Source organism: Methylobacterium bullatum (assembly GCF_014845095.1).
GTDB classification, from domain to species: Bacteria; Pseudomonadota; Alphaproteobacteria; order Rhizobiales; family Beijerinckiaceae; genus Methylobacterium; species Methylobacterium bullatum.
The window spans coordinates 1-12,508 of sequence record NZ_NKUG01000113.1 but is presented as its reverse complement, the minus strand read 5'-3'; the positions used below and the strand labels follow the sequence as shown (position 1 = coordinate 12,508).

At 69.0% G+C, this 12,508-nt stretch carries 7 protein-coding genes and 1 pseudogene; 6 read left to right on the top strand and 2 right to left on the bottom strand.

From position 1 onward, the window contains the following. Positions 1 to 909 (top strand): AMP-binding protein (locus tag MBTS_RS16305; RefSeq protein WP_192216024.1); only part of this gene is annotated, 909 nt, incomplete at its 5' end. Between the two features lie 88 nt (positions 910 to 997). Here the strand turns inward: MBTS_RS16305 and MBTS_RS16300 are convergent. Next, positions 998 to 1,672 carry a hypothetical protein gene (locus MBTS_RS16300; RefSeq protein ID WP_192216023.1) on the bottom strand — a complete coding sequence of 225 codons (675 nt, stop codon included), beginning with the start codon at positions 1,670 to 1,672 and terminating at the stop codon, positions 998 to 1,000. A gap of 149 nt (positions 1,673 to 1,821) precedes the next feature. Here MBTS_RS16300 and ahcY point away from each other — a divergent pair, with 149 nt between their 5' ends. The 5 genes from ahcY to addB all read left to right on the top strand — a co-directional run bounded on the left by ahcY (position 1,822) and on the right by addB (position 12,165). Beyond that, entirely contained in the window at positions 1,822 to 3,222 is a 1,401-nt protein-coding gene (gene ahcY, locus MBTS_RS16295) for an adenosylhomocysteinase (protein WP_018042100.1), read from the top strand. Between the two features lie 312 nt (positions 3,223 to 3,534). Further along, positions 3,535 to 6,114, top strand: a complete 2,580-nt coding sequence (locus MBTS_RS16290; RefSeq protein WP_056252100.1) for a sensor histidine kinase — start codon at positions 3,535 to 3,537, stop codon at positions 6,112 to 6,114. Positions 6,115 to 6,525: 411 nt separating this feature from the next. Next, positions 6,526 to 8,112: a tRNA (adenosine(37)-N6)-threonylcarbamoyltransferase complex ATPase subunit type 1 TsaE gene (gene tsaE, locus MBTS_RS16285; RefSeq protein ID WP_056142886.1), complete on the top strand. Its 1,587-nt coding sequence runs from the start codon at positions 6,526 to 6,528 to the stop codon at positions 8,110 to 8,112. Between the two features lie 166 nt (positions 8,113 to 8,278). Next, positions 8,279 to 9,022: a nucleotidyltransferase family protein gene (locus MBTS_RS16280; RefSeq protein WP_056142837.1), complete on the top strand. Its 744-nt coding sequence runs from the start codon at positions 8,279 to 8,281 to the stop codon at positions 9,020 to 9,022. A 23-nt stretch (positions 9,023 to 9,045) separates the two neighbouring features. Beyond that, positions 9,046 to 12,165 carry a double-strand break repair protein AddB gene (gene addB / locus MBTS_RS16275; protein WP_192216022.1) on the top strand — a complete coding sequence of 1,040 codons (3,120 nt, stop codon included), beginning with the start codon at positions 9,046 to 9,048 and terminating at the stop codon, positions 12,163 to 12,165. Positions 12,166 to 12,301: 136 nt separating this feature from the next. On the opposite strand, the pseudogene MBTS_RS16270 reads toward addB, so the two are convergent. Continuing rightward, positions 12,302 to 12,508: pseudogene (locus MBTS_RS16270) on the bottom strand (calcium-binding protein); the annotation flags it as partial.

Sequence of the window (12,508 nt, the reverse complement as noted above, 5' to 3'; positions counted from 1 at the left end):
GCCTGGGCGGGCGGGCTCCTCAACGCGGTCTTGCCGAGCCTGCATCACGGCGTGCCGGTGGTGGCGCGGGCCACCGCGCGGTTCGCGCCGGAGACGGCCCTGGCGCTCATCGCCGAACTCGGCATCACCACGACCTTCCTGCCACCCACCGCCCTCCGGATGCTGCGCGGCGTGCCCGACCCGCGCGGGCGGTTCGACCTCTCACGCCTGCGCAACATCGCCTCGGCCGGCGAGGCCCTGGGGCCCGAAACCTTCGAATGGGTCCGCGGCGAACTCGGCCTCACCATCGGGGAGGCCTACGGCCAGACCGAGTGCAACCTCGTCCTCGCCTCCTGCAAGGCGGCGGGGATCGCGCGCGCCGGCTCCACCGGCCGGCCGGTGCCCGGCCACCGGGTCATGATCCAGCGCGTCGACGGCAACGAGGCGGCGGTGGACGAGCCCGGCGAGATCTGCGTCGCCCGGCCCGACCCGGTGATGTTCCTCGGCTACTGGAACCAGCCCGAGGCCACCGCCGCCAAGTTTCGCGGGGAGTGGATGCTCACCGGGGACACCGCCCGGCGGGATGCCGACGGCTACGTCCATTTCATCGGCCGCGAGGACGACCTCATCACCTCGGCGGCCTACCGCATCGGCCCGGTGGAGATCGAGGATTGCCTCCTGCGCCATCCGGCGGTCGCCTCCGCGGCGGCGGTGGGCAAGCCGGACCCGCTCCGCACCGAGATCGTCAAGGCCTTCGTGGTCCTACGGGAAGGGGTTGTCGCGAGCGACGCCCTGGCCGACGAGATCAAGGCCTTCGTCCGCTCGCGCCTCTCCGCGCACGAATATCCGCGCGAGATCGCGTTTCGCGAGTCCCTGCCGATGACGACCTCGGGCAAGATCATCCGGCGGCAGTTGCGGGACGAGGGCTGAGGCTCATCGACCGCTTGAGCGCACCGAGGACGGTCTCGTCGGGCGGCCAGATGCCGGGCAGGTCATCGGAAATGACTTTGGGGGCGGGTCAGGGACCGGGTGGAACGGCCCCGTCCCTGGCTTCCTGCAGCCGGCGAACCCATTGCCAGAACGGGTCGTCGCTCGCCTTGGCGAAACTGTCCGGCGGCGCCGGTACGATCTCCGAGACCGTTCTGGGGATCGTCACGCCGTAGGTCGTCGTCAGCCAATCCCGGAAGGGCGGGTTGTCCACCTCCATCTCGTAATCCGGTTCGTCCTCCGGCTCCGCGTCGGGATGCGCGAGCCCGGTCCCCAACTCGTTGTGCCCGATGGCCAGGAGCCGCAGGAAATCGAGGGGCGTCCGTCCGAGCACGCAGAGGCCGTCGCCCTCGGATCCGAGATGGACGATGCGCTGACATCCTTCGTCATCGAGCCAGAAGGCCGCGTAGGAACCGTCCGCACCCGTCCGGGCGAAGGGGATCAGGCGCGCGGCAGTGTCCGGGTTTCCGAACCAGCCCTCGGCATAGGAGCGGGCCTCGTCCTCCCGCTCGACCCGGAACAGAACGACCGCGCCCCGGTAGGGCGGTTCCAGCGGCTGAAGCGTCCCGAACCTGTCGCCGGGCACGCGTTGGCTTTCGTGCAGAAAGCCCCGCTCCTCGATCCAGTCGAACAGGGAGGCGATCTCCGGCGGCAGCGTGAAGCCGGCCGGCAGGCGTGCGCGCATCTCGTCGGTGAAGCGTCCCATCCGCTCTTTCCTTCCTGTCCCGCGAACCCAATCCCAAACCGGTGCAGCCTGGAACACGTATAAAGACATCTTTATGTCTTGATTGCTTCGCGCCGGTTCGCCTGCTATAGGCCTCGCCACAACGAAGCGAGAGACGGAGAAGCGACCCCATGGCCCAGGATTACATCGTCAAGGACATCGGTCTGGCCGATTACGGCCGCAAGGAAATTTCGATCGCCGAGACCGAGATGCCGGGCCTGATGGCCACCCGCGAGGAATACGGTCCGTCGCAGCCCCTGAAGGGCGCGAAGATCGCCGGCTCGCTGCACATGACGATCCAGACGGCCGTGCTGATCGAGACCCTGAAGGCGCTCGGCGCCGACATCCGCTGGGTCTCGTGCAACATCTACTCGACGCAGGACCATGCCGCCGCCGCCATCGCCGCCGCCGGCATCCCGGTCTTCGCCATCAAGGGCGAGACGCTCACCGAGTACTGGGACTACACCTCCAAGCTGTTCGACTGGCATGACGGCTCGATGCCGAACATGATCCTCGACGATGGCGGCGACGCCACGATGTTCGTCCATCTGGGTCTCCGCGCCGAGAACGGCGACACCGCCTTCCTCGACAAGCCCGAGTCGGAAGAAGAGGAGATCTTCTTCGCCCTCCTGAAGAAGAAGCTCGCCGAGAAGCCGAAGGGCTGGTTCGCCGGCCTCGCCGATTCGATCAAGGGCGTCTCGGAAGAGACCACAACGGGCGTGCACCGCCTCTACAATCTCGCCAAGGAAGGCAAGCTGCTCTTCCCGGCGATCAACGTGAACGACGCCGTCACCAAGTCGAAGTTCGACAACCTCTACGGCTGCCGCGAGTCCCTGGTGGACGGCATCCGCCGCGGCACCGACGTGATGATGGCCGGCAAGGTCGCCATGGTCGCCGGCTTCGGCGATGTCGGCAAGGGCTCGGCCTCGTCGCTGCGCCATGCCGGCTGCCGCGTGCTGGTCTCCGAGGTCGATCCGATCTGCGCCCTCCAGGCCGCCATGGAAGGCTACGAGGTCGTGACGATGGAAGATGCCGCGCCCCGCGCCGACATCTTCGTCACCGCCACGGGAAACAAGGACATCATCACCCTCGACCACATGCGGGCGATGAAGGACCGGGCCATCGTCTGCAACATCGGCCATTTCGACAACGAGATTCAGGTCGCCGGCCTGAAGAACATGCAGTGGTCGAACATCAAGCCGCAGGTGGACGAGATCACCTTCCCCGACGGCCACCGCATCATCCTCCTGTCGGAGGGACGCCTGGTGAATCTCGGCAACGCCACCGGCCATCCGTCCTTCGTGATGTCGGCCTCGTTCACCAACCAGACGCTCGCCCAGATCGAGCTCTGGACCAACCCGGGCAAGTACGAACGCCAAGTCTACACCCTGCCCAAGGCCCTCGACGAGAAGGTGGCGATGCTCCATCTCGAGAAGATCGGCGTGAAGCTCTCGAAGCTCCGTCCCGATCAGGCCGCCTATATCGGCGTCTCCGAGAACGGCCCCTTCAAGCCGGACCATTACCGCTACTGATCGGACGGGCGGAAGGCGACTTTCGCCGGCCCGCGAATACGGAGTGAGAAAGGCCCGGCGTCTCGCCGGGCCTTTTTCGTCACACTCGCCGCGCCGAGGCGGTGCCGCGAGTGTGTCCTTTCTGCGCCGATGTCCGGGCAACCGGTCGGCAACATGGTGAACTTAAGCTTAACCCTCTTCCGGCAGGATTCCGGCTCGCGCTAGTGTGGGGTGATTCCTCATGTGGAGGTAACCTCGCAGCCGCCTTTCGAGGCGTGTCGCGGGTAGGGCGCAGTTGCGCCTCAGCGACGATTCGTAGGGGCGGTACGTGTCATGAGGGTCGATGAAACGGCACGCCTGTACGGGCGTGTCGCCGCTGCCGTCGTCTCTGTCGCGGTCGGTTTCGCGACGGGCATCGCGATGATGAGACAGGCCGCGGCGGCCTCCGCCGATGGAGCGCCCGCGCCCGTGCCGAGTGCGTCGACGCTCGGCTCCGGCTATGCCGGCGAGCAATCATCGTGGGGCTTCGGGCTGCCGCTGCACATGCACAATGCCACCGGCCTCGCGATCCTCATCGGTCTCACGGTTTTCGCGACGATCCTGTCCCTGCTGCATCTGCGCGAGCGCGGGCGGTGGACGCGGCGCGAGCGCGCCCTCATCGCCGACCTGGATACCCTGCGCGGCTCCGAGGACCGGGCCGAGATGCTGCTCAGCTCCGAACGGCAGGTCATCGTCACATGGTCGGGGCGCGGCGAGGCCATCATCGAAGGCGACCTCACCCTCGCCTTCGACGGCAACCGCGTGAAGCCCGGCCCGGCCGGGCTCATCCTCGCTTTCGGAACCTGGCTTGTGCCGGCGGATGCGGGCGCGATCGAAGCCTCCCTCGATGCGTTGCGCGAACGCGGCGCCGGGTTCCGGATGACGGTGCGGGCGCAATCGGGGCGGATCATCGACGCGCACGGGCAGCCCCTGGCCGGCCGGGCGCTGCTGCGCCTGCGCGAGACCACCGAGGAACATCGCGAACTCGCCGAATTGCGCGAGACCCTCGACGAGACCAAGCGCGGCTTGTCCGCCCTCGCGAGCCTCCTCGACGCAATTCCCCAGCCGGTCTGGCGCCGGAACCGCGATGGCAGCCTGGCCTGGGTCAACACGGCCTATGTCGCCGCCGTCGAAGCCGGAAGCCGCGAGACGGCCATCGCCGGCGGGATCGAACTCCTGGACCGTCAGGCGCGGGACCTCATCGCCCGCAGCGATGGCGACCGGACGGCATCCGGGGGCAGGGCGGCAAAGCGCCTGTCGGCGGTGGTGGCCGGCGGCCGGCGCATCCTCGACGTCACCGAGGCCGTCATCGATTCGGGCCGCGTGGGCATCGCCGTGGACGTCTCGGAACTCGAGAGCGTCCGCGCCGACCTGCAGCGCCAGATGGACGCCAACGTCCGCACCCTCGACCAGCTTCCCACCGCCGTGGCGATGTTCGACGCGCGCCAGCGGCTGATCTTCCACAATGCCGCCTATCGCCAGCTCTGGAGCCTCGATCAGGCCTTCCTCGATTCCGGCCCCCTGGACGGCGAGATCCTCGATCATCTGCGCGCCGCCCGGAAGCTTCCCGAACAGGCCGACTTCAAGGCGTGGAAATCCGACGTGCTCGCCGCCTACCGCGCCGTGGAGGCCAGCGAAACCTGGTGGCATCCGCCCGATGGACGCTCGCTGCGTGTGGTCGCCGATCCCAATCCCCAGGGCGGCCTGACCTACCTGTTCGACGACGTCTCCGAGAACGTGAAGCTCGAATCCCGCTACAATGCCCTGATGCGGGTGCAGGCCGAGACCCTGGACACGCTCAAGGAACCGGTGGCGGTGTTCGGCGCCGATGGCCGCCTGACTTTCGCCAATCGTGCCTTCTCGACATTGTGGCGCCTGGAGCAGGAGACCCTCGGCGAGCGTCCGCGCGTCGATGCGGTGATCGATGTCTGCCGCAAGTTGTCGCCGGACGAGGAGCCCTGGCTCGATATCCGTGGCGCCATCACCGGACTGGAAAGCCGGGCCGGCCTCACCTGCCGCCTGGAAATCGTGGACGGCACGGTGCTCGACTGCGCCGCACAGCCCCTGCCGGAGGGGGCGACGCTGCTCACCCTCATCGACGTCACCGCCAGCGTGAACGTGGAGCGGGCGCTGACCGACAAGAACGACGCCCTGGAACGGGCTTCGCAGCTGCGCGACACCTTCGTCCACCACGTCTCCTACGAACTGCGCTCGCCGCTGACCAACATCATCGGCTTCACCCAGCTTCTCGGCGACGAGACCGTGGGCGCGCTCAACGAGCGCCAGCGCGAATATTCCGATCACATCATGCGCTCCTCGGGGGCGCTCCTCGTGATGATCAACGACATTCTCGATCTCGCCTCGATCGATGCCGGTTCCCTCGAACTCGCCCGCGAGGTCATCGACGTCCGGGCGACGGTGGAGGCGGCCGCCCGCGGCCTGGAGGACCGTCTGGCCGAATCCGCCATCGGCCTCGATCTCGACATGCCCGCCGATATCGGCAGTTTCGTCGCCGACGGAAAGCGCGTGCGGCAGATCCTGTTCAACCTCCTCTCCAACGCCGTGGGCTTCTCGTCACCCGGTCAGGTGGTTCGCGTCACGGCCCACCGGACGGAGACGGAGCTCACCCTGACCGTCCGCGACGAGGGCCGTGGCATGCCGGAAGACGTCGCCGCGCGGGTGTTCGACCGTTTCGAGAGCCGCACCCTCGGAACCCGCCATCGCGGCGTCGGCCTCGGCCTCTCCATCGTGCGCTCGTTCGTGGAGCTCCATGGCGGCCGGGTGGAACTCGCATCAAAGCCGGGGAGCGGCACCCGCGTGACCTGCACGTTTCCCGTCAACGTCGCGGAGCCGAAACGCGCGGCGGCGGAATGACGCCGCCGATCGACGTGCATCGAGGCCACGTCGACGAAATGTCCGCCGCGGGGCTTAAGCCGGACGTCAGGCCCATTCCGGCGTTGGAAGCATCCAGACTTCTTCCCGCGACCTCATCGACCCTGATCCATCCCCGGTGAAAACGAGGTCGGCCCGCTCGCGCCGCTGGCCCGCACATGCGTCAGCCCTTAGGGTGAGTGGCGATTTTAATTAAGGATGCTTGCGTAAGATGAGCGGCGCGCCTCACGTCTCGGCCATTGCGTGGCCGGGCTTCGAGGCCGCAGCGCGGCTAAGCAGGTTCGCGTTGTCGAGCTAACGCTTCACCTTGCTTAGGCCATTGAAGTATCGCAGGTTTTGGGACGCAAAACCGGTGACCACTTTTGCGAAACCTGCTTGGCGCGGACGGAGGATGTGGCGGTGAGTGAGGACGGTTCGGGCGAGCCCCGGCGCGAGACCAAAGCCGCCTGGGCCTTCGTCCTTCCCGACGAGGGCGCCACGGAGGATCTCGGCCGCTTTCTCGCGGAGTTCCTGCTGCCGGGCGACATCGTCGCCCTGTCCGGCGGACTCGGCGGCGGTAAGACCACCCTTGCGCGGGCGCTGATCCGCGAACTCACGGGCGAGCCTGAGCTCGAAGTCCCGAGCCCGACCTTCACCCTGATCCAGCCCTACGAAGGCAAGAACGGCCGGCAGATCGTCCATGCCGACCTGTACCGCCTGCGCGGGCCGGACGAGCTGGTGGAACTCGGCTTCGACGAGATGACCGAGACCGCGATCACCCTGGTGGAATGGCCCGAGCGCCTCGGCTTGCGTGATGGGCCTATCCTGTCCGTCGACCTGTCGCTGCGGCCGGAATTCGGTGAGGGCTCGCGCTTTGCCCGCATCGACGGCCAGGGCGGCATGCGCGCCCGCATGCAGCGCGCCCGCGCCCTGCGGGCCCTGCTCGACCGCAGCGGTTGGGACGAGGCGGAGCGCATCCTCATGCAGGGCGATGCGTCCTCGCGCGCCTACGAGCGTCTGGTAAAACCGGACGGGACCAGGGCCGTGCTGATGATCTCCCCGGCGCGGCCGGACGGGCCGCCGGTGCGCAACGGCAAGCCCTACAGCGCCATCGTCAAGCTGGCCGAGAGCGTCCACGCCTTCGTCGGCGTCGACCGTGGTCTTCGCGCCCTCGGCTTCTCGGCACCCCGCATCTACGGCGAAGATCTCGACGAAGGCCTGCTCATCATCGAGGATCTGGGCTCGGAACCCGTGGTGGATGCCAATGGCCCGCGCCCCGAGCGCTATGCCGAGGCGGTGCGCCTCCTGGCCAAGCTCCATGCCACCGAGCTCCCCGGGGTTCTCCCCGTCGCCGATGGGGTCGACCACGTCCTGCCGCCCTACGATCTCGAAGCGCTGCTGTTCGAGACCGAGCTCCTGCCGGATTGGTACTGCCCGTCGGTACTCGGGACCTCCCTGCCCGCACCCGCCCGCTCCGAATTCGTGGCGCTCTGGGCCGAGGTGCTGCGCGGCGTCGAGCCGGAACGTCCGACCTGGACCCTGCGCGACTATCATTCGCCGAACCTGATCTGGATGCCCGAACGCGAAGGGCTGGAGCGCATCGGCGTCATCGATTTCCAGGACGCGGTGCTCGGCCACCCCGCCTACGATCTCGCCTCCCTGCTGCAGGATGCCCGGGTCGATGCCACGGCCGAATTCGAACTGCGCCTGCTCGGCCTCTACGTGCGTGAACGGCGCAGTCGCGAGCCGGATTTCGACATGCAGGGCTTCGCGCGGGCCTATGCGGTGATGGCCGCCCAGCGCGCCACCAAGATCCTCGGCATCTTCGCCCGGCTCGACAAGCGGGACGGCAAGCCGGCCTATCTCGCGCATCTGCCCCGGATCGAGGGCTATCTCGCCCGCAACCTCGCCCATCCGGCGCTCACCCGCATTCGCCTGTGGCACGAAGAGCATCTGCCCCATCTCGTGGCCAAGGAGCCGGCGGAGGAGGGCGAGGCCTGAGCCCGTGGAGGCGGGCGCCGGTGACCGAGGCCAGCGAGAAAGCCAGGGCGAGCGCGTGGAGCGATTGCCCTGCGGGGCCGCGCTTTCGGGCTTGACCCGAGGAGCGAGTTCCCCACGATGCCGCCGCACCCGATGCCATAGCCCTCGCCCCCGAGACGCCGACGGAATGTCCGACAGCCCCGTATCCGCCATCCAACGCGCCTTCGTCCTCGCGGCGGGCCTCGGCAAACGCATGCGGCCGATCACGGCGACCGTGCCCAAACCCCTTGTGGAAGTGGCCGGCCGCGCCCTGCTCGACCATGCCCTCGACAGGGCGGCGGAGGCCGGGATCGGGGAGGCGGTGGTCAACGTCCATTACCTCGCCGACCTGCTCGAAGGTCATCTGGCACGTCGCAGCACGGCGCCGGCGATCCGGATCTCCGACGAGCGCGACGCCCTCCTCGAGACCGGAGGCGGCGTGAAGAAGGCCCTGCCGCTTCTGGGCACGGACCCCTTCGTCGTCCTCAACTCGGATTCGTTCTGGCTCGAAGGGCCTCAGCCCAATCTCGGCCGGCTCATCGACACCTGGGAGCCGGAGCGGATGGACATTCTGCTCCTCGTCGCACCCACGGCGACGAGCCTCGGCTACGAGGGCAAGGGGGATTTCGTGATGAATGCCGGTGGCGCCCTCCAGCGTCGCGGCGAGCGTGAGGTCGCGCCCTTCATCTATGCCGGTGTCGCCATCCTCAAGCCCGAACTCTTCGCCGGCACGCCGGAGGGGGCGTTCTCGCTCAACCTGCTGTTCGACCGCGCCATCGAGCGGGAACGCCTGTTCGGCCTGCGCCTCGACGGCCAATGGCTCCACGTCGGCACCCCGGAGGCGATCGAGGCCGCCGAAGCGCGGGTGAAGGCGAGCGCGCAGGTGCAGTGAAGGGGCAGGATCGGAACGACGACATGACGGAGTCCCGCGTCTTCACGATCCCCCCCGGCGCCTCGTTCCTGCCGACCCTCGCCGACGCGCTGATCTCCGGCCATCTCGTCGGGAACGTCGCCGGTGATCCCTTCGCCCTGGCCAGCGTCACCCTCTATCTGCCGACGCGGCGCGCGACGCGGGCCCTGTCCGCGATCCTGGCCGAGCGGCTCGGCAGCGCGCTCCTGCCGCGCCTGATCCCGCTGGGCGAAGCGGATGAGGCCGAACTCGACGTCGCCGCCAATCCGCTCATCGAGAACGGCTCCGACCAGCTCGCCCCGGCGATGCCGCCCCTGGAGCGCCGGCTGATCCTCGCCCGCCTCGTCCAGGCCTGGGCCGAGACCGTCGACCGCAAGCTCCTCCCCATGGGCGACGACGTGCCCTTCCTCGTTCCCTCCTCGCCGGCGGACGCCGTCTACCTCGCCTCCGATCTCGAGAAGCTGATGGACGCCCTCACCGTGGAGGGCGTGGCCTGGACCGAGATCGCCAGCGCGGTGGAGGCCGAGTACTCGCATTATTTCGGCCTCACCCTCGATTTCGTGCGCATCGCCGCCGAGAACTGGCCCAAGATCCTGCATGACCGCGCCTTGAGCGATCCGGTGGCGCGCTCGCGCACGCTCATCCTCGCGGAGGCGACGCGGCTGATGCGTGACAAGCCCGGCGACCCGGTCATCATCGCCGGTTCCACCGGGTCGGTGCCCGCGACCGCAAAGCTCATCGCGGCCGTCGCCACCCTGCCGAGGGGGGCGGTGGTGCTGCCGGGCCTCGATACCGACCTCGACGAGGCCGGTTGGGACGCCATCGAGACGGGGGAGGGGGCGGATCGCGAGATCGCCCACGGCCATCCCCAGGCCATCCTGCATCGCCTTCTCGGCCCCGGCTGTCTCGCCCTCGGTCGCGGAGCGATCACGGCGCTGGGGGAGCCGGCGCCTCGGGACCGGGCACGGACGGCGCTGCTGTCGCAGGCTCTGCGCCCGGCCGAGACCACCGATGCCTGGTCGGAGCTGTCGCCCGAGGCGCGCCGCGAGACCGCCGATACCGGAATGGCGGGCATCGCGGTGATCGAAGCCGCCGATGAGCGGGAGGAGGCCCTGGCCGCCGCCATCGCCCTGCGCGAGACCCTCGAGACGCCCGGCGCCACGGCCGCCCTCGTCACCCCCGACCGCAACCTCGCCAGACGGGTGGCGGCCGAACTCGCGCGCTGGGGGATCGTCGCCGAGGATTCCGCCGGGGAGGCGCTCTCCGTCAGTCCGGCCGGGCGCCTGGCGCGCATGGCGGCCGAAATGGCGGCGGACCTGCAGCCGCATCGGGTGATCGCCCTCCTCGCCCATCCGCTGGTTCGCCTCGGCATGACGCGCGACGAGGTCCGGCGCGGTGCGGCGGCCCTCGAGATCGGGGCCTTGCGCGGGCCGGCGCCGGCTCCCGGATTCGACGGATTGCGCCGGGTGCTCGCCGACCGGCGGACGGCGAAGGGACGCATCCCCCGCGCCCAGCGCCGCCTCGCCGACATCGACTGGGATCTGGCGGCCCGGATCGTCGACCGCCTGGAACAGGCTTTCGACGGGTTCCTCCGGTCGGATGAGGGCGGCAGGGTCGATCTCGTCGCCCTGGGGCGCAGCCATGCCTCGGTCTTCGACCGGCTGATCGCGCCCGCCGAGGGGGACGAGCCGCCGGAGGACAACGCGATCTGTGTCCTCGACACCCTGTTCGACGACCTGTCCACGTCGGAACCGGGCCTGTTGCCGGGAATGCCCCTCGATTACCCGGCCTTCTTCACCGCGCTCGCCCGCGAGCGGGTGGTGACCTGCGGCGGGATACGCCCCCATCCCCGCATGCGGATCCTCGGCCTCCTCGAAGCCCGGTTGCTCGATGCCGACCGCATCGTGCTCGGCGGCCTCGACGAGGGCGTGTGGCCGATGAAGACGGTGACCGACGCCTTCCTCAACCGCCCCATGCGCGAACGCATCGGCCTCAATCCCCCCGAGCGGCGGATCGGGCAGACCGCCCATGATTTCGTCCAGGCGCTCGGCTGCCACGATGCCGTCATCACCCGCTCGGCCAAGCGCGAAGGCGCACCGACGGTGCCCTCGCGCTTTCTCCAGCGGCTCCAGGCCTTTGCCGGCGAGGCCTGCTGGGAGCGCGCCCGCGAGAGGGGGCGGCGCTTCCGCGGCTACGTCGCCGCCCTCGACCGAGGTGCCGGCCCGGTGCCGGCGCGCCTGACCCAGCCGAAGCCGAAGCCCGACCCGGCCCTGTTTCCCCGGACCTTGAGCGTCACCGAGGTCGAGACCCTGGTGCGCGATCCCTACGTCATCTTCGCCCGCCACGTTCTCGGGCTCGATCCGCTGGAGCCCGTCGCCGGGCGGCCCGGTGCCAGCGAGCGGGGGACGCTGATCCACGCGATCCTCGGCGACTTCGCCGAGGCCCATCCCGAGATATTGCCCGAGGACGCCGCCGAACGCCTGAATGCCCTGGCGCAGGCGGAATTCGCCGATATCGCCGACACCTTTCCCGAACTCTATGCCGAGTGGTGGCCGCGCTACGGCCGGATCGCCGCCGAATACCTGGACTGGGAGGCCGAGCGTCGTCCCGCCCTCACGCGGGTGCGGCCGGAGATGTCGGGAAGGTGGGCTCTGCCCATGGGCAAGGAGATCTTCACCCTGCGCGGGCGGGCCGACCGGATCGAGCAGCGCCGCGACGGGACCGCCTGCATCGTCGATTTCAAGACCGGCCAGCCGCCCAGCAACAAGGAGGTCTTCGCCGGCTTCTCGCCCCAGCTGACCCTGGAGGCGGCGATGCTGAAGGCGGGCGCCTTCGAGGGCGTTCCGCGCAGCGAGGAAACGCCGGACCTGCTCTACGTCCACGCCACCGGCGGGCGGAACCCGTTCACCCCCCTCCCGGTCAAGCCGCCGCGCGGCGACCCGCGGACCCTGGACGCCATCGTGGAGGAGCACGAGCGACGCTTCCGCGGCCTCGTCGCCCGCTTCATGGCCGGCGACGCGGCCTACGTCTCCCGTCCCTACCCGAAATTCGCCAAGTCCTACGGCGACTACGACCACCTCGCCCGCGTGCTGGAATGGTCGCTGGCGGGGGAGGGCGAGGGGTGAAGGTTGTTTGGAACGGGCGGGCGCCCGTTCCGCGAGGCGCCTCACGGCAAGGCCCATGAACCGGTCCGGCTGCGCGATCCGGTTCGGTCCATGGGCTGGCAATTGCCTGATGTCCTGCTCGATGCAGGCGCCGTTTCTAGAACAGGAAGTTGCCCTCGGTCAGTGATTGGTACGCGACGTCGAGCAGGATGATCTTGTCCGAAGGGGCGGAGTCACCCTCGAACGTGATCACGATGCCGGTTCCGCCCCGGTATGACCTGAAGGTCATGTCATCCATGCTGGCGGCGAGGCTGCTGACGTCCAGCGTGTCCTCGAGCCCGTCGAACTTGCGGATGACGTCGCG